This is a genomic window from Stenotrophomonas lacuserhaii (assembly GCF_039674585.1).
Lineage (GTDB): Bacteria > Pseudomonadota > Gammaproteobacteria > Xanthomonadales > Xanthomonadaceae > Stenotrophomonas > Stenotrophomonas pennii_A.
This window is the reverse complement of record NZ_JBDJNU010000028.1, coordinates 24,071-49,379: the sequence shown is the minus strand read 5'-3', so window position 1 is coordinate 49,379 and position 25,309 is coordinate 24,071. Positions and strand designations below refer to the sequence as shown.

Genomic DNA, 25,309 nt, shown 5'->3' with positions numbered 1-25,309 from the left:
ATGCAAGGGTGTGCGCTTGCTGGCGGCTTGGATTGCCTGCTGGAGGCTGGCGCCGGGCGGTGGGGCAGGCCGGGGGGCGGCCGAAGCCCCAAACGGCCGGCCGCCGTTAGCGCCCAACAAGGCGCACACCCCCCCCCCCCCCCCCCCCCCCCCGCCGCCCCGACATTTGGCGATGGCCGCCAGCCATGGAAAAAGAAAAAGAGCGGTAGCGCCGCATGTTCCCAGGCCGCCATGGACCTGTCGAAGGTGGGGCGGGGTGGCTGCGCAGGACCGTCTGTTGCCATGGATGGCAACAGCGAGCCCCCATGGATGGGTTTACGGCGTGTCCTGCACAGCTACCCCGCCCCACCTGCCCCAGCCCTGCACGCTTTTGATGTTGCTGGCACCCCCGCGACAAAGTGAAGCAGCGCGTCACCCGGTCGCATCCCTTCTTCACGCAAATCCACCCAGACTGGTCCGGTATCCCCACCCGCGCCCGGCAGGAGGACGTCCCCTTGGACGCATTGCTGTTGTCCCGTTTCCAGTTCGGCTTCGTGGTCAGCTTCCACGTGCTGTTCCCCGCCTTCACCATCGGCACCGCCAGCTGGCTGGCCTTCGTGGAATGGCGCTGGCTGCGTACCCGCAACCCGATCTGGCGCGAACTGTTCTTCTTCTGGCAGAAGATCTTCGCCGTGTCCTTCGGCATGGGCGTGGTCAGCGGCATCGTCATGGCCTTCCAGTTCGGTACCAACTGGCCGCGCCTGATCCAGGTGGCCGGGTCGGTGATCGGCCCGCTGCTCACCTATGAAGTACTGACCGCCTTCTTCCTGGAGGCCAGTTTCCTCGGCGTGATGATGTTCGGCTGGGGCCGGGTGTCGCCGCGGCTGCACTTCCTGTCCACCTGCATGGTGGCCCTGGGTACCCTGTTTTCCACCTTCTGGATCCTCGCTTCCAACAGCTGGCTGCATACCCCCGCCGGCTTCGAGATGATCAACGGCATCGTGCACCCGGTCGACTGGTGGAAGGTGGTGTTCAACCCGTCCTTCCCGTACCGCCTGACCCACATGGCACTGGGTTCGTTCATCACCACCTGCTTCGTGATCGGTGGCATCGGCGCGTTCTACCTGCGCCGCGGCGTGCATCTGGAAGCCGGTCGCCGCATGCTGACCGCCGCCGTGATCTTCGCCGCGATCACCGTGCCGGCGCAGATCTTCGTCGGCGACATGCACGGCCTGAACACCCTCAAGCACCAGCCGATGAAGATCGCGGCGGTGGAGGCGCACTGGCATGGAACCGCGCCAGGGGAGGGGGTGCCGCTGGTGGTGTTCGCGCTGCCCAATGAAGAACAGGAACGCAATGATTTCGAGGTCGCCATCCCTACGCTCGGCAGCCTCATCCTGACGCATTCGCGCGAAGGAACCATCGCGCCGCTGACCTCCGTGCCGGCCAGCGAGCGGCCGCCGGTCACCCCCGTCTTCTTCGCCTTCCGGATCATGGTCGGGCTGGGCACGCTGATGCTGCTGCTGGCGCTGGTGTCGGTCATCGCCCTGTGGCGTGGCAGGCTGCTGCAGTCACGCTGGCTGCTGCGTGGCTGGAACTGGATGTTGCCGAGTGGCTTCATCGCGCTGGTGTCGGGCTGGTTCGTGACCGAAATGGGGCGCCAGCCATGGGTGGTATACGGCCTGCTGCGCACCGCCGATGCGGTCGGGCCGCAGAGCGCATGGATGACCGCGCTGTCGCTGGGTGTCTACGTGGTCGGCTATGCCTTCGTGTTTGGCTGGGGCATCTGGTACCTGGTGAAGATCCTGCGGCAGGGCCCCAGGCCGCACGAAGACGGCCCCTCGCTGGACGGCGGCCACCACACCCCGGCGCGGCCATTGTCCGGCGCGGACGAACCCCTGGAGGAGCGCTGACATGGACCTGATGACCTGGCTGCCGGTGGCGTGGTTCGCGGTGATCGGCTTTGGCGTGCTGATGTACGTGGTGCTGGATGGCTTCGTGCTGGGGATCGGCATCCTGGCCCCGTTCGCCCACAGCGAAGAAGAGCTGGACCAGATGATGAACACCGCCGCGCCGATCTGGGACGGCAACGAGACCTGGCTGGTGCTGGGCGGTGCGGGCCTGCTGGCGGCCTTCCCGAAGGCATACGCCGCGCTGCTGTCGGCGCTGTACCTGCCGGTGCTGCTGCTGGTGATGGCGCTGGTGTTCCGCGGCGTGGCCTTCGAATTCCGCTTCAAGGCGCACCGCTCCAGGCGGCTGTGGAGCGTGGCGTTCGGGCTGGGTTCGCTGCTGGCCACCTTCGCCCAGGGAATCATCCTGGGTGCGTTGGTACAGGGCCTGCCGATCGTGGACGGGCTCTACACCGGCGGTGCGTTCGGCTGGTTCAGCCCGTTCGCGATGTTGACCGGTGCCTCGCTGGTGGCCGGCTACGCCTTGCTCGGCAGCACCTGGTTGATCCTCAAGACCACCGGCCCGGTGCAGGTGCTGGCACGGCAGTTGACCCGGCCGCTGGTGGTGGCGGTGATCGTGGCGATGGGGCTGGTCAGCAGCTGGCTGCCGTTCCTGCAGTCGCACCTGATGCAGCGCTGGTTCTCCGACGGCAACTTCTGGTGGCTCTCGCCGGTGCCGATCCTGACCCTGGCGGTGGCCGCCGCGCTGTGGCGCAGCGCGCTGCACCCCAAGCGCGATCTGCCGCCGTTCCTGCTCAGCCTGGGTCTGTTCGTGCTCGGCTTCGCCGGACTGGTGCTGGGCATGTGGCCTTACCTGCTGCCACCGAGCATGACCCTGTGGGACGCGGCGGCGCCGGCGTCGTCGCTGGGCTTCAGCCTGGTGGGGCTGGTGGTGCTGCTGCCGGTGATCCTGGGCTACACGGCATGGTCGTACCGGGTGTTCCGCGGCAAGGTGGAAGCCGGCACCGGCTATCACTGACGGCGGGCGGTCGTTCGCGGTGGGTCACGACCGTTGGCCGTGGTGGGTGACGACCGTTGGTCGTCACGCTCTTCGCCCCGGCCGTGCTAGCGTGCGGCGCTCCGCGCAACCGCAGCAGTTGTTCCGCAATGATCGATTTTTCCGTTGTCGACTGGGCCGCCTGGGCGCCCGGGCTGGCCACCCGCAGCGCCTGGAAGGACTGGGCGCGGGCGCCCTGGCTGCCTGAAGGCGAGGACACCCCGGGGCTGCCGGAGGTACCGGCGATGCAGCGTCGCCGGATCGAACGGCTGGGCCGCATGGCGATCCAGGCGGCGTGCTGGTGCGAAGGCGCCGAGGGCGCGGACAGCCGCGTGCCCCTGGTGTTCGCCAGCCGCCATGGCGATGTCGCGCGTTCGATGGAACTGCTGGCCGCGCTGGTGGCCGAAGAAGCGCTTTCACCCACCACCTTCGGCCTGTCGGTGCACAACGCGATCGGCGCGCTGTACTCCATCACCCGCGGCCACCGCGGCAACAACCTGGCACTGGCGGCGGGCAAGGCCACGGCCGAAGCGGCCTGCCTGGAAGCGGCCGGGCTGCTGGCCGATGGCGCCGATGAGGTGCGTATCGTGGTCTATGACCCGCCGTTGCCGGCACTGTATGCGGAGTTCATCGATGAGCCGGCTCCGTTCCACGCGTGGTGCTGGCGCGTCAGGCGCCCCGAGGCCCCGGGCGTGCGCCTGCAGCTGGGCTGGCAGGCCACCGGGCAGGCGGATGATCCGCCCGGACTGCTGCCGCATGCGTTGGACCTGCAGCGTTTCCTGTTGTCCGCGCAGGCGTCCTGCGAACGGGTGATCGACGGCCAGCGCTGGACCTGGAAGCGTGGCGGTTGAGGCCCTTGCCCGTGGCCTGGACCGCAGCTGGCGGGTGCTGGCTACCGGCGCCAGCTTTGCGGCATTCGGGCTGGGCGGGTTGATCGCCGGTCTGGTCGTGGCGCCGTTGATGCTGGTCCTGGTGCGCGACCCCGCGCGCCGCCGCCGGCTCGCGCGCCGGGGCGTCCAACAGGCTTTCGCCCTGCAGGTGGCGATCATGCGCCGCCTCGGCGTGCTCACGGTTGCGGTCAGCGGCGCGGCACGGTTGCAACGTGAAGGCCTGCTGGTGCTGGCCAATCATCCCACCCTGATCGACGTGGTGCTGCTGGTCGCGCTGCTGCCGAATGCGGACTGCGTGGTCAAGCGTGCGGTGGCCCGCAATCCGTTCATGCGCGGCACGGTCGGCGCGGCCGGTTACATCGTCAACGATGACGGGCCGGCGCTGGTGGAGGCGGGCATCGCCGCGGTGCGCGGCGGGGGCTGCCTGGTGATCTTCCCCGAGGGCACCCGCAGCGAGCCCGGCCAGCCGCTGAAACTGCGCCGCGGCGCGGCCAACATCGCCGTGCGCGGTCGGCTGGACATCACCCCGGTGCGGATACGTTGCAGCCCGCCAACGCTGGAAAAGGGCCGGAAATGGTATCGTGTGCCCCCGCGACGCTTCCACGTTTCGCTGGAGGTCGGTGAGGACATTCCGATCGATACGTTTCTCGACGAAGACGCAGTGGCAGGAGGGGAAGCCCTGGCCGCGCGGCGCGTCACCGACCACCTCACCCATTACTTCCAACCCCGTGGAGGGCTGCCCCGTGCAGGAACTTGAGCACGAGATCAAGGAGCTGATCATTTCGGCGTTGTCGCTGGAGGACGTCTCCGCCGCCGATATCGATGCGGCCGCGCCGCTGTTCGGCGAAGGCCTCGGCCTGGATTCCATCGACGCGCTGGAGCTGGGCCTGGCCCTGCAGAAGCAGTACGGCGTGAGCCTGTCCGCCGATTCGGAAGAAACCCGCCGCCATTTCGCCAGCGTGCAGGCCCTGGCGGCCTTCGTCGCCAGCCATCGCGCGTGAGTGCGGGCACCGCCATGACCAAGACCGACCTGTTCGAGCATATCGCGCGCCTGCTGACCAGCAGTTTCGAGATCGATCCGGCGCTGATCGTGCCCGGCGCGCGCCTGCATGCCGACCTGGATATCGACAGCATCGATGCGGTCGACCTGATCGTGCAGTTGAAGCCGCTACTGGGCCGCAACCTGCAGCCGGATGCCTTCAAGACCGTGCGCACCGTGCAGGACGTGGTCGATGTGGTGCATGGCCTGTTGCCCGACCCGGCTGCTGCCTGACCGCGCGCGCCGGACCTCCACCGTGTCCCCTCCGCGCCGGGTCGCCTTCGTGCTGCTGTCGCTGGCCTATCCGCCGCTGATGTACCTGGCGATGGGCCGGTTCGAGCCGCGCTGGCTGTCGCTGCTGTTGTTCGCGGTGGCCCTGCTGCGCGCACTGGGCACCCGCGAGCCGCTGTGGATCTGGTCGGCCGCCGGCACCGGGCTGTTGGCCGTGGTGGCGCTGCTGGGCAATGAGGCGCTGCCGCTGAAACTGTATCCCGCGCTGGTCAATGCGATGCTGCTGGTGTTCTTCCTGGCCAGCCTGCGCCATCCCCCGAGCGTGGCCGAGCGCTTCGCACGCCTGCAGGATCCCCAGTTGCCGCCGTTCGCCATCGCCTATACGCGCCGCGTGACCCAGGTCTGGTGTGGCTTCTTCATCATCAATGGCGGCCTGGCGTTGGCCACGGCGCTGTGGGCGTCCGACGCCACCTGGGCGCTGTACAACGGCCTGCTGGCGTATCTGCTGATGGGCCTGCTGCATGCCGCGGAATGGACCGTGCGGCGACGGGTGAAGGCGGCACATGGGCATGTCTGAGTGGATTCCGCTGCATCTTCTGCTGCAGGCGGCGCACGCCGGGCGCGGGGTGGGCGAGCTCGATGGCGCAGCGCTGGACCACTCCGGGCTGCTGGCACGGGCAAGCCGCTGGCAGGCTGCGTTCGCGGCCGCCGAAGGGCGTGACTGGGCACTCTATTTCGACGACAGCCTGGCCTTCGCCGCCGCGTTGCTGGGCGCATGGTCGGCCGGCAAGCGCGTCCACCTGCCGGGTGACGACCTGCCCGGCACGTTGCAGGCGCTGCGCCCGCATGTGGATGGCTTCGCCGGCGACGTCGATCCGCGCTGGCAGCCGCTGGTCGCGGCGCCGCCCACCGACGTTCCCGCCACCGACGTGCCGCCCGCGGGCGTCGTGCTGGATCCACACGCCTGTCGGCTGGTGGTGTTCACCTCCGGCAGCACCGGCCAACCGGCAGCGATCGAAAAGCGCTTGGACCAGCTGGGCAGCGAAGTGGAGGCGCTGCAGCGGGCGTTCGGCGAGCTGCTGGCCGGTGCCCGCGTGCACGGCACGGTGTCCCACCAGCACATCTACGGGCTGCTGTTCCGCGTGCTGTGGCCGTTGGCTGCGGGCCGGGTGATCGAACCACGGCGTTTCTTCCATGAAGACCTGGTGGCCGCGCTGGCCGCCGCGCCCAGCGTGCTGGTGGCCACCCCGGCGCACCTGAAACGACTGCCGCCGCAGCTGGACTGGGCCAGCGCGAGAGGCCAGCTGCGCGCGGTGTTTTCCTCCGGTGGGCCGCTGCCGGCACAGGCTGCCGCGGAGGTGCGCGAGGCGCTGGGCACCGCGCCGATCGAAGTGCTCGGCAGCAGCGAAACCGGCGGAATCGCCTGGCGCCGCTGCGACGATGCAGCACCCCCCTGGCAGCCGTTGCCCGGCGTGCGGTGGCGCATCGATGATGGCCAGCTCGCGGTTGCTTCGGCACACCTTCCCGATGCCGGCTGGTGGCGCAGCGAAGACCGGGCCGAAGCCGGTCCTGACGGCGGTTTCCGCCTGCTTGGGCGGGCCGACCGCATCGTCAAGATCGAAGAGCGCCGGGTATCGCTGGATGCGCTGGAACAGGCCCTGCGCGGCGATGCGGGGGTGGCCGAAGCGCATGTGCTGGTGCTGCCGGGCGCGCGCGAGCAGCTGGCTGCGGTGATCGTGCCGAACGACCCTGCGTTGGCGCAGGCCGGTGATGCCGAGCGGCGTGCTTTCATCGGCCGTCTCACCGCACTGCTGGCGCAGGGCCATGACGCGGTGACCCGGCCGCGGCGCTGGCGGCTGGTTGCCGCACTGCCCGTCAATGCACAGGGCAAACCAACCCAGGCACTGCTGCAGGCGCTGTTCCAGAAAACGCTTCCGTCACCGCAGTGGCTGGCGCGCGATGCCACCACGGCACGGGCGGAGCTGGTGCTGGCGCCGGGGCTGGTGGCCTTCGAAGGGCACTTCCCCGGTGTCGCCGTGCTGCCGGGCGTGGCCCAGGTGGACTGGGCGATCCAGCTGGCGCGCGAGGTCTTCGAGCTGCCGCCTCGTTTCCTGCGCATGGATGCGCTGAAGTTCCACCATGTCGCGCGCCCGCACGATGTGCTGCAGCTGCAACTGGACTGGGACGCGGCGCGCGGCGTGCTGGGATTCCGGTTCAGCTCCGATCACGGCATCCACGCCAGTGGCAAAGTACTGTTCGCCAATGCCGATTGATTCGCTGGTTGCCCCCGCCGAGTACGCCCTGCTGGTCGTGGTGCCGGTCTACGACCATGAGCACGCCATCGCCGGGGTGGTGGCCGGAATCCGCGCTGCGGGACTGCCGTGCCTGCTGGTGGATGACGGATCGCACGCGGACTGCGCGGCCGTGCTGGCCGGGCTGGCACGGCAACCGGGCGTCGCCCTGCTGCGGCTGCAACACAACCAGGGCAAGGGTGGGGCGATGCTGGCCGGCTTCGGCGAAGCGGCGCGCCTGGGCTACACCCACGTGCTGCAGATCGATGCCGATGGCCAGCACGATACTGCCGAACTGGGCCGATTCGCCGCGCTGTCGCGCGAGCGTGCGGATGCGGTCATCTGCGGTATCCCGGCCTACGATGAAACCGTGCCGAAGATCCGCCTGTACGGCCGCTATGGCACCCATGTGTGGGTCTGGATCAACACCCTGTCGTTGCACCTGCGCGACTCGATGTGCGGTTTCCGGGTGTACCCGCTGCCACCGGTGCTGCGGGTAATGGCCGAGGAGACCATCGGCCGGCGCATGGATTTCGACACTGAAATATTGGTACGGCTGTACTGGCGCGAGGTGCCGGTGCATCACCTCGCCACGCCGGTTACCTATCCGAAGGACGGCGTGTCGCACTTCGATGTGTGGCGCGACAACCTGCGCATCAGCGGCATGCACGCGCGGCTGTTCGGCGGAATGCTGCGGCGCGCTCCGCGATTGCTGCTGCGGCGCCTGCGGGGACAGCCCTGATGGCTGCCCGTCCTGGTCCTGCCGCTCCGCACTGGGCCGACATCGGTGAACGCACCTCCGTACGCGGCGTGCTCGCCCTGTGCTGGATCCACCGCTGGTTCGGGCGCTGGCCCTACCGGTTGTGCGCCTGGCCGGCGGTGGCCTGCCACTGGCTGGCCAATGGCCTGGCACGTCGCGCCTCGCTGCAGTACCTGCAACGGCTGCACGCGCACAGCGGTGCGCTCGGCCGCGCGCCGGGCTGGCTGGACAGCCTGCGCCACTTCGCGCTGTTCGGCGACACCATGCTGGACAAGCTGCTGGCCCTGGGACGGCGCTATCCGTCGCAGCGCCTGCAGCTGCACGACAACGACGCCTTGCAGCGCATTGGTCGCGCGCAGGGCGGGGTGTTCCTGACCGCCCATGTCGGTTGCCTGGAGCTGTGCCAGGTGCTGGCGGAAAAAGTCCCGGGCCTGCATCTCACCGTACTGGTCCACACCAAGCACGCGCAACGCTTCAACAGCCTGCTGGCACGGCTGGATCCGCTCGCGTCGGTGGAGCTGGTGCAGGTGACCGACGTCGGCCCGGCGATGGCGATGACCCTGGGCCAGCGGGTCGCCGCAGGCGGCTTCGTGGCGATCGTCGGTGACCGCGTACCGGTGCGCAGTGAACGCGTCGCGCATGCCCGCTTCCTCGGCCATCGCGCACCGTTCCCGGTGGGCGGCTACGTGCTTGCCGCCGCGCTCGGCTGCCCGGTGTACACGCTGTCCTGCCTGCACCGGGGCGATGGCTACCGGATCCGCTTCGATCTGTTCGACGAACGCATCGTGCTGCCACGCGGGGCCCGCGAAGCCGCGCTGCAGGACTGCGCGCAGCGGTATGCCGCATGGCTGGAACAGCAGGTGATCGAATCGCCGCTGGACTGGTTCAACTTCTTTCCGTTCTGGGACCAGGCCGCTGATGCCGATTGAACCGCTCCCCTCCTGCCGCTTCGGTGCCGGCCCGTTGACCATCGAAGACGTCGTCGCGCTGGCCGACCGCCGTGCGCAGGCCGTGCTGGACGATGCGCCGGCGTTCCGCGCCCGCATCCAGCGCGGCGCGGATTTCCTCGACCGCCTGCTGCGCGAGGACGGCGTGGTCTACGGGGTGACCACCGGTTACGGGGATTCCTGCACCACGGTGATCCCGCCGTCGCTGGTCGCCGAGCTGCCGCACCATCTGTACGCCTACCATGGCTGTGGCTTGGGTCGCTTCCTCGATGCACAGGAAACGCGCGCGGTGCTGGCGGCGCGGCTGGCCTCGTTGTCGCAGGGCATGTCCGGCACCAGCGTGGCGCTGCTCGAAGGCCTCGCCACCCTGCTGCAGCATGACGTGCTGCCGCGAATTCCCGCGGAGGGTTCGGTCGGCGCCAGCGGCGACCTGACCCCGTTGTCCTATGTGGCGGCGGTGCTGTGCGGTGAGCGCGAGGTGCTGTTCGAAGGCAGTGTGCAGTCCGCCGCCGAGGTACTGCCGCGGATCGGCATGCATCCGCTGCGGCTGCGGCCGAAGGAAGGCCTGGCGCTGATGAATGGCACGGCGGTGATGACCGGACTGGCCTGCCTGGCCTGGCAGCGCGCGGACTACCTGTGCCGACTGGCCACGCGGGTGACCGCCTTCAACGTGCTGGCCAGCGATGGCAACGCGCACCATTTCGACGAAACGCTGTTCGCGGCCAAGCCGCACCCGGGCCAGGCGCGCATCGCCGCGCGCCTGCGTACGGACCTGCACAGTGACCGGCCGCCGCGCAACGAACAGCGCCTGCAGGACCGTTACTCGCTGCGCTGCGCCCCGCATGTCATCGGCGTGCTGGAAGACACCCTGCCGTTCCTGCGCCAGCTGATCGAAACCGAGCTCAACAGCGCCAACGACAACCCGCTGATCGATCCGGACGAAGAACGCGTCCTGCACGGCGGCCACTTCTACGGCGGGCATATCGCGCTGGCGATGGACACGCTGAAGAACACCGTGGCCAACCTGGCCGACCTGTTGGATCGCCAGCTGGCGCTGCTGGTGGACGCGCGTTACAGCCACGGCCTGCCGGCCAACCTGTCCGCAGCGACCGGCCCGCGCGCGGCCATCAACCATGGCCTGAAGGCGCTGCAGATCAGCGTCTCGGCGTGGACCGCCGAAGCGCTGAAGAACACCCTGCCGGCGTCGGTATTCTCGCGTTCCACCGAATGCCACAACCAGGACAAGGTCAGCATGGGCACCATCGCCGCGCGCGACTGCCTGCGGGTGATCGAACTTACCGAACAGGTGGTCGCCGGCATGCTGGTTGCCGCACGCCAGGCGGTGGCCCTGCGCCAGCGGGTGGGCCTGCAGGCGCAGCTGCAGGGCGAGCTGGCCGCGATGCACGACGACCTCGGCCAGCGCATCGCGCTGGTCGACGAAGACCGCGCGCTGGATGGCGAGCTGCGCCAACTGCTGCAGGACATCCGCGGCCGTCAGTGGGAGCTGTATCCCGATGCATGAGATGGTCGGAGAGATCACCCTGGCGCCTGCCTTCCACGACTGCGACCCGATGCAGGTGGTCTGGCATGGAAACTACTTCAAGTATTTCGAGATCGCGCGCTGCGCACTGCTGCAGCGCTATGGCTACGACTATCCGCAGATGCAGGAATCGGGCTATCTGTGGCCGGTGGTGGATGCACGGGTCAAGTACGTGCGCCCACTGCGTTTCCAGCAGCAGGTGCGGGTGCGGGCACGCATCGTCGAATGGGAAAACCGTTTGAAGATCACCTACGAAATCTTCGACGCCGGCAGCGGCGAACGTCTGACCCGCGCACACACCGTGCAGGTGGCCGTCGATGCCGCCAGCGGTGAAATGCAGTACCTGTGCCCGCCGATCCTGTGGCAGAAACTCGGAGTTCCCGCGCCATGAAATCCCGTCATTTCCTGCGCCTGCTCGCGCTGTCCGGCCTGCTTGTCGTTTCGTTCGTGGCCGGCGCCGCCGAGGACGCGGTGCAGGCGATCGCCCGCGATGTCGCACGGCCGGCGGTGCTGCGCGGTGAGTTCAGCCAGGAAAAACAGGTCGCCGGTTTCCGCAACCCGCTGCGTTCACAGGGCCGCTTCGTGGTGGCGCGCGATCGCGGGGTGATCTGGACCACGCTCACACCGTTCCCGTCGGAGATGGTGATCACCGCCGAGCGCATCCTCAGCCGACAGCCCGATGGCAGCGCCCGGGTAGAGCTGGATGCACGCGAACAGCCGGCGATGCGCTCGGTCAACGCAATCCTGTTCGCGCTGATGAGCGGCGACGTGCAGGCGCTGTCCAGCCAGTTCACGGTGGCGGCGCAGCGCGATGCTAAGGGCTGGACCCTGGCGCTGACACCGAAGTCGCCGATGCTGGCCAAGGCCTTCAGTTCGTTGCAGCTGCGGGGTGACCGCTACGTCCGCCAGGTCGACATCGTGGAGGCCAGCAAGGATCGCACCCGCCTCACCTTCAGTGCCCTCACCGAGGCACCGGCCACGCTGGCGGCGGACGAGGCAGCACGCCTTGACTGATCGCATGCCGCGCGCCGATACCCCCCATCGCCGCTGGCGCTGGCTGGCCCTGGCCTGGCTGCTGGTGCTGCTGGGGCTGGGCGTGCAGCAGGTCCTGCAGTGGCGGCAGCATGCGCCGATCGACACCGATATCCTCGCCTTGCTGCCGCAGGATGCGCAGGACCGGCTGCTGTCGGACGTGACCCGGCGCATCGCCGATGCGAACTCGCGCGATGTGGTGGTACTGCTGGGCAGTGCGGACGCGGCCGCCACGCTGCGCGCGCAGGCGGCCTTCGCCGCTGCGCTGGCCGGCGATGCCGATGCCGCGCTGCTGCAGCCGGCCGGTGCGCTCGACGGCTGGTTCGATGAGGCACGCACGTTCTATGCGCCGTACCGTGACCGCCTGTTGACCCCCGCGCAGCGCGACACCCTGCAGCACTCCGCGCCGGATACGTTGGCGCAACAGGCGTTGGCCCAGTTGTACAGCCCCATGGGCGGGCCACGACTAACCGCCTGGCTGCAGGATCCGCTGGGCCTGTGGCCGGCGTGGTGGCAACAGCAGGCGAAGGCGGCCGGCCTGCGACTGGGTGAGGACGGGCTGCTGCAGGCAGATGGAAAGCAATGGGCGGTCCTACGCTTCGACACCCGCGATTCGGCGTTCCAGCTGGATGGCGAACCGCATATCGGCGCGCTGCTGGAACGCGCGGGGCAGGCCGCGACCGCCGCCACGCCCGGCCTGGAGATCCTGCATGCCGGGGTGCCGCTGCATGCCGAAGCCGCGGCGGTGCAGGCCAACCGCGAGATCAACACCATCGGCTGGGGCTCGCTGGCGGCAGTGCTGCTGCTGGTGTGGCTGGCATTCCGTTCGCTGCGCCCGATCCTGCTGGTGGCGATGTCGCTGCTGGTCGGCTGTGGCGTGGCGTTGGCCGTGACCGTGCTGGTGTTCGGCAAGGTGCATCTGTTGACGCTGGTGTTCGGCGCCTCCCTGGTCGGCGTGGCCGAAGACTACGGCATCCACTGGTTCGCCTCGCGGCAGGCCGCGCCACGGCAGGGTCGCTGGGCCTTGCTGCGCCATCTGCTGCCCGGGCTGTGGCTGGCCCTGCTGACCAGCGCCTTGGCCTATCTGGCGCTGGCCATCACCCCGTTCCCCGGCCTGCGCCAGATGGCGCTGTTCTCGGTGGTCGGGCTGGCGGCCGCGTTCGTTACCGTGATCCTGTGGTTCCCGTGGCTGGATGGTGGAACGGTACGCCAGACGCGCTTCTCGCACTGGCTGGGCAACACGCTGCAGCGCTGGCCGCGGCTGCGCGGCCGGTCGCTGGGCGGTGTGATCGCGGTGCTGTTGCTGTTCTCCGCCGGCGGCATGCTGTTCCTGCACGCGGACGATGACCTGCGCAGCCTGCAGTCTTCGCCACCGGCGCTGATGGAACAGCAGATCCGGATTTCGCGCCTGCTCGGCATGCCCAGCCCGGCGCAGTTCTTCCTGGTGCAGGGCGCCGATGCCGGTCAGCTGCTGCAGCGCGAAGAAGCCTTGACCGTGCGCCTGCGCGCGCTGGAAGGGCAAGGCCGCATCGGCAGCCACCGCGCGCTGAGTGACTGGTTGCCGTCTCCGTCGCAGCAGGATGCCGATGCCCGGCTGGCCGCGCAGGCCGAGTCGGCCGTGCTGCAGGCGGTCGGTGCGGTCAGTGGCGAGGCGCTGCAGCGACCGGCATTCGCCCGCACCCCGATCGACCTGCAGGCCTTCCTCGCTTCGCCGGCCTCGGCACCGTTCCGTTCGTTGTGGATCGGCGCACTGGGCGAGGGCGTGGCCAGCGTGGTGCTGGTCGATGACCTGTCGCAGCCACGTGCATTGGCCGACCTCGACCAGGCCGGCGCCGGACTGCCCGGCGTGCGCTGGGTCGACCGCACCGCCGATTTCTCGCGCCTGCTGGGGCATTACCGCAAGCTGATGAGCGGCATGCTGCTGGCGGGTATCGCGCTGGTGTTCGCCGCGTTGTGGTGGCGCTACCGCCGTCATGCCTGGCGGGTGATCGTGCCCACCCTGCTCGCCGGCAGCCTGACGCTTGCCGTGCTGGCCCTGCTTGGTCATCCGCTGCAGTTGTTCAACGTGCTGGCATTGATGCTGCTGCTGGGCATGGGCATCGACTACGGCATCTTCCTGCTGGAACACCGCGGCGATCCCAGCGCCTGGGTGGCGGTATGCGTGGGCGCGGCCAGCACCTGGCTCTCGTTCGGCCTGCTCGGACTGTCCGCTACGCCGGCACTGCGGTCCTTCGGCATGACCCTGCTGCTCGGCATCGGGCTGGTGTGGCTGCTGTCGCCGCTGTTCCGCCCCGCACCGCCTACAACGACAGGAACCCCGTGACATGAGCCGCCTGCTGCCTGCGATCCTGCTCACCCTGCTGCTCGCCGCCTGTGCCGGCCGGCCGGCGCGTAGCGAGGCTGCGCTGCCTCCGCTGCGCCTGTCGCCGGCCAGCCTGCAGGGAACCCTCGCCTTGCAGCAACAGCTGCACTTCCGCTTCGGTCGCGCCGAGCGCGACCTGGACGCCCTGCTGGAAGTCGATGCCGGGCAGGTCCAGCTGCTGGTGCAGGCCATGGGCCAGACCGGCTTCCGCGTGCAGTGGGATGGACAGAACCTGCAGGAACAGCGCGCTGCCTGGTTGCCCAGGCAGGTACGTGCCGACCGCGTGCTGGACGACCTGCAGTTCGCGCTGTGGCCGACCACGGCGATTGCCGCGGTGCTGGCCGATGGCTGGCAGGTGGTCGACGATGGCCGTGTGCGCCGGCTGCAGCGTGGCGGGGTGGAGGCCCTGCGGCTGCAGCGCAACGACGATGGCAGCCTGCAGCTGGACAACCGCATCGAAGGCTATTCGCTGACCATCCGCTCGGTGTCGGCCGCGGACGAAGCGCCGTGACCGTGCCGGTTTTCCTCAACGACATGGGCATCGTCTGCGCGCTTGGCAGCGGACGCGCGCAGGTTGCCGCCGGCCTGTTCGCCGACCACCCCGGTGGCCTGAGCGACTGCGATGACGTGCTGCCCGGTCGCACGCTGGCACTGGGTCGCGTGCAGGCCATGCTGCCGGACCTGTCCGCGCTGCCCACCGCGCTGCAGGGTCGCAACAATGCCTTGCTGGACCGCGCGCTGGAACAGATCGCCCCCGCCGTACAGGCGGCCATCGAGCGTTACGGTGCCGGGCGGGTCGCGGTGGTCATCGGCACCAGCACCTCCGGCATCGGCGAAACCGAGCCGGCCCTGCGTGCGCGCGAGGAGAGCGGTCGCTGGCCGGACAGCTTCGCCTATGGACAGCAGGAAATGGGCAGTGCGGCAGCGTTCGTGCGCCACCGCAGCGGCGCGACGGGACCGGCGTGGACCCTGTCCACGGCCTGCTCTTCCGGGGCCAAGGCGATGGCTTCGGCGGCGCGCCTGCTGCGCGCCGGCATCGTCGACGCGGTGATCGCCGGCGGCGCCGATTCGTTGTGCCGCTTCACCGTGGCCGGTTTCAATGCGCTGGAATCGATCTCCGCCACGCGCTGCCTGCCGTTCTCGTCGCAGCGTGCGGGCATCAACATCGGCGAAGGGGCAGCACTGTTCCTGCTGACCCGCGAGCCGCGCCCGGTACAGCTTGCCGGTTGGGGCGAGAGCTCGGACGCGCACCACATGTCCGCGCCTGAACCGGGTGGTGCCGGCGCCATCGCGGCGATGCGCGAGGCGCTGCAGCGCGCCGGCTGGGCACCGACCGACGTGGACTACATCAACCTGCACGGCACGGCCACCCGCCACAACGATGCGATGGAATCGCGTGCGGTGCATGCCGTGCTGGGCGGGCAGGTCGCGGCCAGTTCCACCAAGCCGCTGACCGGCCACGCGCTGGGCGCATCCGGCGCGATCGAAGCGGCACTGTGCTGGATCGCACTGGCGGACAACCCCGCCCACCGCCTGCCGCCGCACTGGTGGGATGGCCAGCCTGATCCGGAGCTGCCCGCGCTGGCGCTGGTGGCGCCGGGCACCGTGGCGGTGGGCCCCCTGCAGCGCGTCCTCAGCAGTTCGTTCGCCTTTGGTGGCAGCAATGCCGTGCTGGCCCTGCAGCGGACGCCCGGCGCATGACGATCCATCCGATCGAAGCGGTGGTGCCGCACCGTGGCAGCGCGCTGCTGCTGGACCAGGTGCTGCGCTGGGACGAGGACAGCATCGAGGTGGCGCTGGTGGTGCCGGCCGCGGGCCTGTTCAACGAAGCAGGCGGGGTGCCTGCGTGGATCGGCATCGAGTACATGGCACAGGCAATCGCGGCGTGGGCGGGCTGCCGCGCGCGACGTGACGGTCGCCCGCCGCGGATCGGTTTCCTGCTTGGCAGTCGCCGCTACAGCAGCCAGGTTTCCGTGTTCCCGGCGGGTACCGCGCTGGTGGTCCACGCGCGGCGCGAACTGATGGGGGACAATGGCCTGGGAATGTTCGCGTGCCGTATCAGTGCGGGCACCGAGACATGGGTCGACGCCAACGTATCGGTGTTCGAACCGGCCGATGCGCAAGCTTACCTGGAGAGTGGAAACGCATGACAGCCAATCTTGCCGTGCTGGTGACCGGTGCAAGCCGCGGCATCGGCCGCGCGATCGCCCTGCGCGCTGCCCGCGATGGCTTCGATGTGGCGGTGCACTGCCGGAGCCGCATCGACGAAGCGCAGGCCGTGGTCGCGGAGATCATCGCGATGGGCCGGCAGGCGCGCGTACTCGCCTTCGACATCAGTGACCGCGCCGCCGCGCGCACCGCGCTGGAAGCCGACGTGGCCGCCCATGGCGCGTACTACGGCGTGGTGTGCAATGCCGGCATCGCCCGCGACGGCGCCTTCCCGGCGCTCAGCGAAGCGGACTGGGACCAGGTGCTGCACACCAACCTGGATGGGTTCTACAACGTGCTGCATCCGCTGGTGATGCCGATGGTGCGGCGCCGCCAGCCGGGGCGCATCGTCACCCTGGCCTCCGTGTCCGGGCTGATCGGCAACCGCGGCCAGGTCAACTACAGCGCCGCCAAGGCCGGCATCATCGGTGCCACCAAGGCGCTGGCGCTGGAACTGGCCAGTCGCCGGATCACCGTCAACTGCGTGGCACCCGGGCTGGTCGATACCGCGATGCTGGACGCCGAGGTGGTCGAGCACGCGCTCAAGCTGGTTCCCGCCGGCCGTGTCGGCACGCCGGACGAAGTAGCCGCGGCGGTATCGTTCCTGCTGTCGGCCGATGCCGGTTACATCACCCGCCAGGTGATCTCGGTCAACGGAGGCCTGGCCTGATGCAGCGCGAAGGACGCCGCGTGGTGGTTACCGGTGCAGCGGCGATCAGCCCGCTGGGGCAGGACTGGCCGAGCATCCACGCGCGCCTGCGTTCGTTGCGCAACGCCGTGCGCGCGATGCCGGAGTGGGATGTCTACGAAGGGCTGAACACCCGGCTGGCCGCGCCGGCCGAAGCCTTCGAGCTGCCTGTGCACTACAACCGCAAGACCACCCGTTCGATGGGGCGCGTGGCAGTAATGGCCGTGCGCGCCAGCGAGCTGGCGCTGCAGCAGGCCGGCCTGATTGACCATCCGGTGCTGCACGGCGGCCGCACCGGCGTCTCGTACGGGTCGTCGGCCGGCAGCCACGAGGCGATCAGCGAGTTCGGCCGCATGCTCAACAGCTTCACCACCGCCGGCATCACCGCCACCACCTACCTGAAGATGATGAGCCACACCGCACCGGTGAACATCGGGGTGTTCTTCGGCCTGAGCGGGCGCATCCACACGACGTCCAGCGCGTGCACGTCGGGCAGCCAGGGCATCGGCGAAGCCTACGAAACGATCCGCGCCGGCCGGCAGACGGTGATGCTGGCCGGTGGCGCCGAGCAGCTGGACGCCACGGCCGCCGCGGTGTTCGACACCCTGTACGCCACCAGCGTGCGCAATGACGCACCACAGACCACGCCGCGCCCGTTCGACGCCGCCCGCGATGGGCTGGTGCTGGGCGAAGGGGCCTGCACCCTGGTGCTGGAAGAGCGCCAGCATGCGCTGGAGCGCGGAGTGCCGATCCTGGCCGAAGTACGCGGCTATGGCAGCAACAGCGACGGCCAGCACGTGACCCAGCCGAGCAGCCCGACCATGGCGCGCGCCATGCAGCTGGCGCTGGACGACGCCGGTCTGGCGCCGTCGCAGATCGGTTACATCAACGCCCATGGCACCGCCACCGACCATGGCGACATCGCTGAAAGCGAGGCCACCGCCGCGGTGTTCGGGGCCGGCGTGCCGATCAGTTCGCTGAAGGGCTACGTCGGCCACATGCTGGGTGCCTGTGGCGCGTTCGAAGCCTGGCTGAGCATCGAGATGATGCGCGCGGGCTGGTTCGCCCCCACCTTGAACCTGGACCAGGTGGACCCGCGCTGCGCTCCGTTGGACCATGTCCGCGGACAGGGACGCGCGCTGCAGGTCGACCATGTGATGAGCAACAACTTCGCCTTCGGCGGGATCAACACTTCGCTGGTATTTGCCCGCCACCCGGACACCCAGGACTGAACCGGATCACGACATTGATGAATCCCGTAGCGGAAAAACGGCGCGCAGCACGCCCGTGCTTGGCCTGACGCCTTCCGCCGGTGACGGGTTTCCGACACAATCATGTCTTGAAGGGTAAACCTGAAAGCATGCAAGCCTACGTCTACAAGAGCCAACGCAAGGACGACACCTACGTCTATCTCGCCGAGCGGGATGGCTTCGGCGTGCTGCCGGGGCCGTTGGCCGCATCGCTGGGCCGGCTGACCCTGGTGCTGGAAGTGGAACTGGTCGAAGGCCGTCGCCTGGCGCGCGCGGATGCCGCGCTGGTACGCAGCGAACTGGCCAGCCGCGGGTTCTACCTGCAGGTGCCCCCGAGCATCACCAGCATGATGCCGCGCCACAATGACTGAGCCACATTCCCGCCTGGTTCCTGCTGCCCTGGCGCTGGGTGTGGTGCTGGCCGCGGCATCGGCCGTGGGGGGGCTGCCCGGCGTGCTGCTGGCCGCGCTTGCCCAGCCGGCGTTTGCCCTGGGCGTGTCCTGGCTGCGCCGGAGCCGGGTGCTGCGCCCGCTGCCGCAGGTGGCGCGCGAAGAGCTTCCCGCACTGCTCGTCCTGTGGCTGGCAGGTCCGGCGGTGCTCGCCGTGCTGATGGCCTGGCCGTTGGCCGCGCTGCGCGAAAGCGGCAGCCTGGCCGCCGCGTTGGGACTGGCGGTATTGCTGGGTGTCGGCTTGCTGGCGGTGTGGCGGACGTGGCCGCTGTGGAGCGACGTGGAACGCTTGGCGGGGGGGCTGCAGCGGCATGCTGCGGGCCTGGCCGGCCGCGAGCTGGGCGCCTGGCGTGGCCTGGTCGTCGCCGCGCTGGTACTGGCGCTGTGTGCGCTGGTGGTGATGCCGGCCTGGCCGGAACTGCTGCCTGCGGCACTGCGTTGGCCGACGGTGGCGGCCACGGTGCTGCTGTCGCCCCTGCTGCACCTGCTGTTGCAGCGGGTGGTGCCGGCCGGCACCGCGGCCTCCCTACCCGCCCGCGGCCTGCAGGAGCTGCGCAGTGCCTGGCAGGCGCACGAGCAACCCGAAGCCGGATCCGCGCCGGTCGCACTGGAAGCCATGCCGGCCGACGCGCTGGCGCCGGCGCTGTACGAAGCGGCACGCCATGGCCGTATCGACCGCGCGCTGCAGCTGCTCGAGGCGGGTGCCGACCCTCATGCCGCGCCGGACCCGCAGTGGCGCGACCAGCGCAACCTGCCGGTGCTCGCCGCAGTGCTGCCGGACCTGCGCCTGCTGCGCGAACTGATCGCCCGCGGCGTCGATGTGAATGCCCCGCACAAAGGCATGACGCCGTTGCTGGCGGCCACCCGTGACAGCTGGCACGGCAGGCCGGAAGCGGTGATGACCCTGCTGGCCAATGGCGCCGATTCCCGCGCCACCGACGCCGACGGCAATACGCCGCTGCACCACGCCGCGCGCAGTTCCGATCCGGGTGTCGCCGCGCTGCTGCGCGACGCCGCTGCCGAAATCGACGCGCTCAACACCGACGGCTGGTCGCCGCTGGCGGTTGCCTGCCAGGTCGGCAACTGGCGCCTGGCGCGCTTCCTGCTGGAACGTGGCGCCCGCACCGAACCGGATGAAGGCATTCCGGTGCTGCTCGCCGCGGCGGCGACCGAAGATGATGATCCGGCCGGCGTGCAGCTGCTGCTCAAGCACAAGGCGCGTGCGGATGCGCGTGATCGCCAGCGACGCAGCGCGCTGCACGAAGCGGCGCTGGCCGGGCATACCGCGATCCTGGATGCCCTGCTCGCTGCCGGTGCCAACCTGGAAGCGCGCGATGCACTGGGCCGGACGCCGTTGCTGGAAGCTGCCGCCAGCGGGCGCGCGGCGGTGATCGAACACCTGCTGCGCCACAAACCCGACCTTGCCGCCGTCGATGCCGAGGGCCGCAATGCCCTGCTGCTGGCCGCCATGGCGACCGACGTGCCGCCGCTGGTGGTGAAGCGGCTGCTGGAACTGGGGCTGGTCGCCGATCTTGACGATCCGCTGGCGCGGCGCGCGGTGGACAGTGCGGCCGAAGCGGGACGTTGGGCGATCGTGGCGATGCTCGATGCGTCCTACCAACTTCCGGCCGCGGTCAGCGATGGCTTGCTGGCGTCCAGCGAAGGCGGCGAAGCGGCCACTTCGTTGCTGCCGGACCGGCCGCCGCTCGAGCTGCTGCGCGAATCACTGCGCTTCGGCAACCTGGACGGCATGGAATCGATGGCGCGGCTGTGCCGTGCCGAAGAACTGGGCAGCCTGCTGCACGAACCCGAACTGGCGCTGGATCCGCGCGCCGTGGCCTGGCTGCTGAAGCAGGGCGCGTCGCACGAGGTGCTGGATGCCTGCACGGATACGCCGATGTTCGCGCTGCTGGCGCGTGGCGTGGACGCGGTGCCGGCGCTGCAGGTGATGCTGGAGCACGGCGTATCGCCGGCCGGCAGTGGCGGCCTGGCGCGCTTCCTGGCGGCCTGCGCGCAGCACGACCAGGCCGGCCGCGGGCTGGAACAGCTGGCGCTGGAGCTGCTGGAGCGTGGCGCCGACCCGTTCGCTGCATCGCCCGCTGGCGACCCACCGCTGGCCCTGGCCGTACGCCTGGGGTGGCTGCGCCTGCAACAGTCGCTGCTGGGCCTGGGCGTGGACCGCGAAGCACGCGACAGCCACGGCATGACCGCCCTGCACCTGGCCACTGCGCTCGGACGCGAAGCGGCGCTCAAGCTGCTGGTGCGCCATGGTGCCTCGCCCGAAGCACGCGCCGCCGATGGACAGACGCCGCTGGGTGTCGCGCTGTCCAGTGGCCGTCGCGACCTGGCGGACTGGCTGGACTGGCGTGTCTGGTCGCTGCCGCGGCGCACGTTGCGCGAATCCGACGTGGCCGCTGCAGCCACCGCCGGTGACGTGGATGCCGTACGCCGGCTGATCGACCTCGGCTTCGCCGTGGACAGCATCGACGCGCAGGGCTGCACCGCCCTGCTGCGCGCCGCCGGCGGTGGCCATCTGCCGGTGGTGGACCTGCTGCTGGCACGCCGTGCCGATCCGCAGCATGCTTCGGCCAGCGGCGCCACGCCGCTGTCGGCGGCGGTCAGCATGCGCCAGATGGACATCGTATCGGCCCTGCTCGATGCGGGGGCCCACCTTGAACACCGTCTGCCGGGCGGGGTCACGGTACTGATGCTGGCCTCTGCACTGGGCCTGCCGGACATCGTGGCGCGCCTGCTGAGCGCGGGCGCCGACGTGCATGCCAGCGACGCGCAGCAGCTGGCGGCGCTTCATTGCGCTGCCCTGTACGGGTTCTCCGCACGCGACCGCTCGCGGCTGCTGGCCCTGCTGGACACCCTGCTGCTGGCCGGCGCGGAGCCGGACAAAGCGGCTGCGGGCGAGGTGACCCCGCTGCTGCTGCTGCTCGGCGCGCGTGCGGAGCCGGGGACCGCCTGCGACGAGCAGGTGGTGCTGGCCGGCGTGGAACGCCTGCTGGATGAGGACGTCTCGCTGGAGGTGCGTGACCCGCGCGGTTTCGGTCCGCTGCACCTGGCGGCGCTGCATGGATTGCCGCTGCTGGTGCAGCGCCTGCTGCGCGCAGGGGCGGATCCGGAGGCACGCGACACGCTCAACCGCAGCCCCCGCGAAATCGCGGTGATGCGCGGCTTCATCGACGTGGCCGCCGAGTTCCAGCCGCGCGTACCCGGCGTGTCCTCGATGGCGCGGTTCCTGCGCGAATGAATCTCCGGTAGTGACGGCCGCTGGCCGTCACGCTCCGGCCGCTGCGCTCGCCGAGCATGGCTATGCCGGTCGTCCTGACCGTCACCCTGCGGGCCGTCGCAAGCGACGTTGGCAGCGGCTCCTGCCGCTGCCTTCGGCGCTACCCGGCTAGCGCTCCGGCGGCGCGTCCTTTTCGCTTCCCGCATCGGCTTCGAACAGGTGCATCAGGTCGTTGCGCGCATCGCGCGAGGTCTGGATCACCGCCGCCTCATCGTCATACACCAGGTACTGGTCGCGCAGCAGCTTTTCATCATGCTCGCGGAACCGCTGCACGCGTCGGCGGGCGGTCTCGTCGGACACCCCGAGCAGCCTCAGCACCTGCTCGCTGAGTTCCAGGCTGGTGCCGAATACTTCGCGGAAGGGCTCGGCGCCCATGTCCATCAGCCGCCACGCATGTTGGCGGTTGCGTGCCCGCGCGAGCACCCGCGCCTCCGGATACAGCCGCCGGATCATCCGCGTCGCGCGCAGGTTGATTTCCGGATCATCCATGGTGACCACGAACACCGCGATCTCCGCCCCGCCGGCCGCACGCAGCATCTCCGGCCTCGTCGGGTCACCGTAGTAAAGCTGGTTGCCGAAGCGGCGCAGGTCGGCCACGGTATCCGGGTTCACCTCCAGCGCGACGAACGGTACCTTCTGCGCGGTCAACAGGCGGGCCACCACCTGGCCGAAGCGTCCCATCCCGGCAATCAGCACTTTCGGTCGCAGGTCCGGGTTCACTTCGTCTGCCGGCCCCGGTTCGGCCCGGGCCGCGTGTTCCCCACCCATCAGACGCAGCAGTGCGATCAGCAGCAGCGGGGTCAGTCCCATCGACAGGCCGACGATCGCCACCAGCCGGTCATGGTTGGCACTGCCCAGCAGCAGCGCGCGCTGCGCTTCGTTGAACACCACGAAGGCGAACTCGCCACCCAGCCACAGTACGCTGCCCAGCATCATCGCCTGGCGTGACGCCAGGCCGGCAACCCGTCCAATCGCATACAGCAGGCCGAACTTCACCAGCAGCAGGATGCCGACGCCGGCGGCGATCATGCCCGGTTCGGCGGCGATGCGGTCCAGGTCGATGCCCATGCCCACGGCGATGAAGAACAGGCCGAGGAACAAGCCCTTGAAGGGTTCGATCTGCGCTTCCAGTTCATGCCGGAACTCGGAATCGGACAACAGCACACCGGCCAGGAACGCGCCCAAGCTGGGGCTCAGGCCGGCCTCCTGCAGGAACCAGGCAGTGCCCAACACCACCAGCAGGGCAGTGGCGGTGAACATTTCCGGGCTGCGCGTGCGTGCGACCATGGCGAACACGCGGCGCAGCAGCGGCCGGCCACACAGGATCACCAGCGCCAGCGCACCGATGGCCACCGCCACGTCCTGCCAGTGCAGGGTCTGGTTGCGCGCACCCCCCAGCAGCGGAATGGCGGCCAGCAGCGGGATGGCGATCAGGTCCTGGAACAGCAGGATGGCAAACGCCAGCCGGCCATGATCGCTGTTGAGCGCCTTGTGTTCGGACAGCAGCTGCAGGCCCACCGCGGTGGAGGACAGCGCCAGCGCCACGCCGACCACCAGCGCGCTCTTCCAGTGGAAATGGTCCAGCATCAGCAGGCCGCCCAGCACCAGCGCGCAGGTCGCCACCTGCAGCGCCCCGGCGCCGAACACCGAACGCCGCATCACCTTCAACCGCGATGGCGACAGCTCCAGCCCGATCACGAACAGCAGCATCACCACGCCGATTTCGGCCGCGCCCAGGATGCGGTCGGCGTCCTGCACGAAGCCCAGCCCGTCCGGCCCCAGCACCACGCCGGCGGCCAGATAGCCAAGCACGGCGCCGAAGCCCAGCCGGCGGAACACCGGCACCGCGATGACGGCCGCAAGCAGCAGGACCAGGGCAAGTTCGAGCACGCCGCTATGCATGGGGATGGGAGGTCATGGCCGCAGGAGGAAGGGCACGCGGGGTGGCAGCCGGCCCTTGCGCGACATTATGCGCCGCCCGCCGCCGCTCGCACGGGGTGCAGCTGAGCCGCGCCGAACCCGGATGCCACGCCGGGGTTGACCCATCCGGTCCACGGGTCCATCCTGCCCCCCGCCAACGGCCGGCCCGCTGGCAACACCTTCCGGAGTCCAACCCCATGTCCAGCGACAGTAGAAGTCGACCTCGTTCGACGCCAGCGACGGCGACCGCCTGACAGGGACGGTTCGCCTGCGTTGGCGTTGCACCTGCAACGACCAAAGGCGAACCACGATGAACCAGAAGCAGATGCTGCGTCCCGCCAGCGACGCCGCCACCACGGCCGCACCGCTGGCCGACTTCAACACCGCCGACGCGGTGGAATACCTCAACACGCTGCCCATCTCCGCGGCGGTCGACCTGCTGGCCGCACTGCCGCTGCCGCGTGCGGTGAAGCTGCTTGAAGCGCCCGAACTGCAACGCGCCGGCGAGCTGGTGGTGGCCTTGCCGCCGGCTCGCGCTGCCGCGCTGCTGGGGCTGATGGCCGACGACCGCGCGACCGATATCGTCCACGAACTGGACCAGGACGAGCGCGCGCGGCTGGTGCCGCTGATCGGCGCCGAGGCGCGCCAGGTCATCCAGACCCTGCTCAGCTACCCGCCGGATACGGCCGGCGCACTGATGACCACCGAGTTCGTCAGCGTGCCGGCCAACTGGACGGTGGGCCAGACCCTGCAGCACATCCGCGAAGTGGAGCGGACCCGCGAGACGGTCTACGCCATCTACGTGCTCGACCCCGTCAGCAGGCAGCTGCGGCAGGTGGTGACGATGCGCCGGCTGATCACCGGCCTGCCGGACGAATCGATCCTGGACGTGGCGCAGGTCAATGCGCCGGTGACGGTGGACGTGGCGATGGACCAGGAAGAAGTGGCGCAGCTGATCCGCCGCCACGACCTGCTGGCGATTCCCGTCGTGGACGCCGGGATGCAGATGCTCGGCATCGTCACCGTGGATGACATCCTGGATGCGTTGATCGAAGAATCCACCGAAGACGCGCACAAGTTCGGCGGCATGGAAGCGCTGGAAAAGCCGTACATGCAGATCGGCTTCCTGGAAATGCTGCGCAAGCGCGGCGGCTGGCTCAGCGTGCTGTTCCTCGGTGAGATGCTCACCGCCAGCGCGATGCAGCATTACGAAGACGAGCTGGCCCGCGCGGTGGTGCTGACCCTTTTCATTCCGCTGATCATGAGCTCTGGCGGCAACTCCGGATCGCAGGCCACCTCGCTGCTGATCCGCAGCCTGGCGCTGCGCGAACTGCGGCTGAGCGACTGGTGGAAGGTGGCCCTGCGCGAACTGCCGACCGGCATCGTGCTCGGCACGATACTGGGCACCCTGGCGATAAAAAAAAGGGGACGGAGGGGATTAAGTCGCAATCGACCACTGCGTAGCCGGTCGATTGCGACTTA

Annotated in this window: 22 protein-coding genes and 1 pseudogene; 22 read left to right on the top strand and 1 reads right to left on the bottom strand. The window is 69.5% G+C overall.

Annotated elements, in window-relative coordinates; translation table 11 throughout:
- Positions 1-494 precede the first annotated feature (494 nt).
- From ABE522_RS12010 to ABE522_RS11910, 21 genes are all read left to right on the top strand, one after another.
- Complete coding sequence (locus ABE522_RS12010) at positions 495-1,892, top strand: cytochrome ubiquinol oxidase subunit I (protein ID WP_346591873.1); 1,398 nt, start codon at positions 495-497, stop codon at positions 1,890-1,892.
- Position 1,893: 1 nt separating this feature from the next.
- Positions 1,894-2,907 carry a cytochrome d ubiquinol oxidase subunit II gene (gene cydB / locus ABE522_RS12005; protein ID WP_346591872.1) on the top strand — a complete coding sequence of 338 codons (1,014 nt, stop codon included), beginning with the start codon at positions 1,894-1,896 and terminating at the stop codon, positions 2,905-2,907.
- Between the two features lie 128 nt (positions 2,908-3,035).
- A complete protein-coding gene (locus ABE522_RS12000; RefSeq protein ID WP_346591871.1) occupies positions 3,036-3,776 on the top strand; it encodes a beta-ketoacyl synthase chain length factor in 741 nt (246 codons plus the stop codon).
- Positions 3,766-4,572, top strand: coding sequence for a lysophospholipid acyltransferase family protein (locus tag ABE522_RS11995; protein WP_346591870.1), 807 nt, complete (start codon positions 3,766-3,768; stop codon positions 4,570-4,572). Before ABE522_RS12000 ends, ABE522_RS11995 begins: the two co-directional genes overlap by 11 nt.
- The gene (locus tag ABE522_RS11990; protein ID WP_346591869.1) at positions 4,559-4,816 is read left to right on the top strand and encodes a phosphopantetheine-binding protein; all 258 of its coding nucleotides are present in this window, start codon (positions 4,559-4,561) and stop codon (positions 4,814-4,816) included. Before ABE522_RS11995 ends, ABE522_RS11990 begins: the two co-directional genes overlap by 14 nt.
- Before the next feature lie 14 nt (positions 4,817-4,830).
- Complete coding sequence (locus ABE522_RS11985) at positions 4,831-5,088, top strand: acyl carrier protein (protein ID WP_346591868.1); 258 nt, start codon at positions 4,831-4,833, stop codon at positions 5,086-5,088.
- Positions 5,089-5,110: 22 nt separating this feature from the next.
- Positions 5,111-5,662, top strand: a complete 552-nt coding sequence (locus ABE522_RS11980) for a COG4648 family protein (protein ID WP_346591867.1) — start codon at positions 5,111-5,113, stop codon at positions 5,660-5,662.
- Positions 5,655-7,358 (top strand): ApeI family dehydratase, encoded by a 1,704-nt coding sequence (locus ABE522_RS11975; RefSeq protein WP_346591866.1) that lies wholly within the window; start codon positions 5,655-5,657, stop codon positions 7,356-7,358. Before ABE522_RS11980 ends, ABE522_RS11975 begins: the two co-directional genes overlap by 8 nt.
- Entirely contained in the window at positions 7,348-8,118 is a 771-nt protein-coding gene (locus tag ABE522_RS11970) for a glycosyltransferase family 2 protein (RefSeq protein WP_346591865.1), read from the top strand. The genes ABE522_RS11975 and ABE522_RS11970 overlap by 11 nt, the downstream gene beginning before the upstream one ends.
- Positions 8,118-9,065, top strand: coding sequence for an LpxL/LpxP family acyltransferase (locus ABE522_RS11965; protein ID WP_346591864.1), 948 nt, complete (start codon positions 8,118-8,120; stop codon positions 9,063-9,065). Before ABE522_RS11970 ends, ABE522_RS11965 begins: the two co-directional genes overlap by 1 nt.
- On the top strand, positions 9,055-10,605 hold the full coding sequence (locus ABE522_RS11960; protein WP_346591863.1) for an HAL/PAL/TAL family ammonia-lyase: 1,551 nt from the start codon (positions 9,055-9,057) through the stop codon (positions 10,603-10,605). The genes ABE522_RS11965 and ABE522_RS11960 overlap by 11 nt, the downstream gene beginning before the upstream one ends.
- Positions 10,598-11,014 (top strand): acyl-CoA thioesterase, encoded by a 417-nt coding sequence (locus ABE522_RS11955; RefSeq protein ID WP_406846346.1) that lies wholly within the window; start codon positions 10,598-10,600, stop codon positions 11,012-11,014. Before ABE522_RS11960 ends, ABE522_RS11955 begins: the two co-directional genes overlap by 8 nt.
- Complete coding sequence (locus tag ABE522_RS11950) at positions 11,011-11,637, top strand: outer membrane lipoprotein carrier protein LolA (RefSeq protein ID WP_346591862.1); 627 nt, start codon at positions 11,011-11,013, stop codon at positions 11,635-11,637. Before ABE522_RS11955 ends, ABE522_RS11950 begins: the two co-directional genes overlap by 4 nt.
- Positions 11,638-11,641: 4 nt before the next feature.
- Positions 11,642-13,978, top strand: coding sequence for an MMPL family transporter (locus ABE522_RS11945; protein WP_346591874.1), 2,337 nt, complete (start codon positions 11,642-11,644; stop codon positions 13,976-13,978).
- A 1-nt stretch (position 13,979) separates the two neighbouring features.
- Positions 13,980-14,528, top strand: a complete 549-nt coding sequence (locus ABE522_RS11940) for a DUF3261 domain-containing protein (RefSeq protein WP_346591861.1) — start codon at positions 13,980-13,982, stop codon at positions 14,526-14,528.
- Entirely contained in the window at positions 14,525-15,718 is a 1,194-nt protein-coding gene (locus tag ABE522_RS11935; RefSeq protein ID WP_346591860.1) for a beta-ketoacyl-[acyl-carrier-protein] synthase family protein, read from the top strand. The genes ABE522_RS11940 and ABE522_RS11935 overlap by 4 nt, the downstream gene beginning before the upstream one ends.
- Positions 15,715-16,167 carry a hotdog family protein gene (locus tag ABE522_RS11930; RefSeq protein WP_346591859.1) on the top strand — a complete coding sequence of 151 codons (453 nt, stop codon included), beginning with the start codon at positions 15,715-15,717 and terminating at the stop codon, positions 16,165-16,167. Before ABE522_RS11935 ends, ABE522_RS11930 begins: the two co-directional genes overlap by 4 nt.
- Entirely contained in the window at positions 16,164-16,895 is a 732-nt protein-coding gene (locus tag ABE522_RS11925; protein WP_346591858.1) for a 3-ketoacyl-ACP reductase FabG2, read from the top strand. The genes ABE522_RS11930 and ABE522_RS11925 overlap by 4 nt, the downstream gene beginning before the upstream one ends.
- A complete protein-coding gene (locus ABE522_RS11920) occupies positions 16,895-18,145 on the top strand; it encodes a beta-ketoacyl-ACP synthase (RefSeq protein ID WP_346591857.1) in 1,251 nt (416 codons plus the stop codon). The genes ABE522_RS11925 and ABE522_RS11920 overlap by 1 nt, the downstream gene beginning before the upstream one ends.
- 128 nt (positions 18,146-18,273) lie before the next feature.
- On the top strand, positions 18,274-18,534 hold the full coding sequence (locus ABE522_RS11915; RefSeq protein WP_346591856.1) for a YcgL domain-containing protein: 261 nt from the start codon (positions 18,274-18,276) through the stop codon (positions 18,532-18,534).
- A complete protein-coding gene (locus ABE522_RS11910; RefSeq protein ID WP_346591855.1) occupies positions 18,527-21,868 on the top strand; it encodes an ankyrin repeat domain-containing protein in 3,342 nt (1,113 codons plus the stop codon). The genes ABE522_RS11915 and ABE522_RS11910 overlap by 8 nt, the downstream gene beginning before the upstream one ends.
- A gap of 147 nt (positions 21,869-22,015) precedes the next feature.
- On the opposite strand, the gene ABE522_RS11905 is transcribed toward ABE522_RS11910, so the two are convergent.
- The gene (locus tag ABE522_RS11905; protein WP_346591854.1) at positions 22,016-23,809 is read right to left on the bottom strand and encodes a monovalent cation:proton antiporter-2 (CPA2) family protein; all 1,794 of its coding nucleotides are present in this window, start codon (positions 23,807-23,809) and stop codon (positions 22,016-22,018) included.
- 328 nt (positions 23,810-24,137) lie between these two features.
- Between ABE522_RS11905 and mgtE the strand changes: the two are divergent.
- Positions 24,138-25,244, top strand: a pseudogene (gene mgtE / locus ABE522_RS11900) (magnesium transporter); the annotation flags it as partial.
- Positions 25,245-25,309 lie beyond the last annotated feature (65 nt).

What these genes read in the sequence shown, in the direction of transcription:
- cydB (WP_346591872.1), top strand. Translation starts at nt 1,894, where the DNA reads ATGGACCTGATGACCTGGCTGCCGGTGGCGTGGTTCGCGGTGATCGGC.
- ABE522_RS12000 (WP_346591871.1), top strand. Translation starts at nt 3,036, where the DNA reads ATGATCGATTTTTCCGTTGTCGACTGGGCCGCCTGGGCGCCCGGGCTG.
- ABE522_RS11985 (WP_346591868.1), top strand. Translation starts at nt 4,831, where the DNA reads ATGACCAAGACCGACCTGTTCGAGCATATCGCGCGCCTGCTGACCAGC.
- ABE522_RS11975 (WP_346591866.1), top strand. Translation starts at nt 5,655, where the DNA reads ATGTCTGAGTGGATTCCGCTGCATCTTCTGCTGCAGGCGGCGCACGCC.
- ABE522_RS11970 (WP_346591865.1), top strand. Translation starts at nt 7,348, where the DNA reads ATGCCGATTGATTCGCTGGTTGCCCCCGCCGAGTACGCCCTGCTGGTC.
- ABE522_RS11965 (WP_346591864.1), top strand. Translation starts at nt 8,118, where the DNA reads ATGGCTGCCCGTCCTGGTCCTGCCGCTCCGCACTGGGCCGACATCGGT.
- ABE522_RS11960 (WP_346591863.1), top strand. Translation starts at nt 9,055, where the DNA reads ATGCCGATTGAACCGCTCCCCTCCTGCCGCTTCGGTGCCGGCCCGTTG.
- ABE522_RS11955 (WP_406846346.1), top strand. Translation starts at nt 10,598, where the DNA reads ATGCATGAGATGGTCGGAGAGATCACCCTGGCGCCTGCCTTCCACGAC.
- ABE522_RS11950 (WP_346591862.1), top strand. Translation starts at nt 11,011, where the DNA reads ATGAAATCCCGTCATTTCCTGCGCCTGCTCGCGCTGTCCGGCCTGCTT.
- ABE522_RS11945 (WP_346591874.1), top strand. Translation starts at nt 11,642, where the DNA reads ATGCCGCGCGCCGATACCCCCCATCGCCGCTGGCGCTGGCTGGCCCTG.
- ABE522_RS11940 (WP_346591861.1), top strand. Translation starts at nt 13,980, where the DNA reads ATGAGCCGCCTGCTGCCTGCGATCCTGCTCACCCTGCTGCTCGCCGCC.
- ABE522_RS11930 (WP_346591859.1), top strand. Translation starts at nt 15,715, where the DNA reads ATGACGATCCATCCGATCGAAGCGGTGGTGCCGCACCGTGGCAGCGCG.
- ABE522_RS11925 (WP_346591858.1), top strand. Translation starts at nt 16,164, where the DNA reads ATGACAGCCAATCTTGCCGTGCTGGTGACCGGTGCAAGCCGCGGCATC.
- ABE522_RS11920 (WP_346591857.1), top strand. Translation starts at nt 16,895, where the DNA reads ATGCAGCGCGAAGGACGCCGCGTGGTGGTTACCGGTGCAGCGGCGATC.
- ABE522_RS11915 (WP_346591856.1), top strand. Translation starts at nt 18,274, where the DNA reads ATGCAAGCCTACGTCTACAAGAGCCAACGCAAGGACGACACCTACGTC.
- ABE522_RS11910 (WP_346591855.1), top strand. Translation starts at nt 18,527, where the DNA reads ATGACTGAGCCACATTCCCGCCTGGTTCCTGCTGCCCTGGCGCTGGGT.
- ABE522_RS11905 (WP_346591854.1), bottom strand. Translation starts at nt 23,809, where the DNA reads ATGCATAGCGGCGTGCTCGAACTTGCCCTGGTCCTGCTGCTTGCGGCC.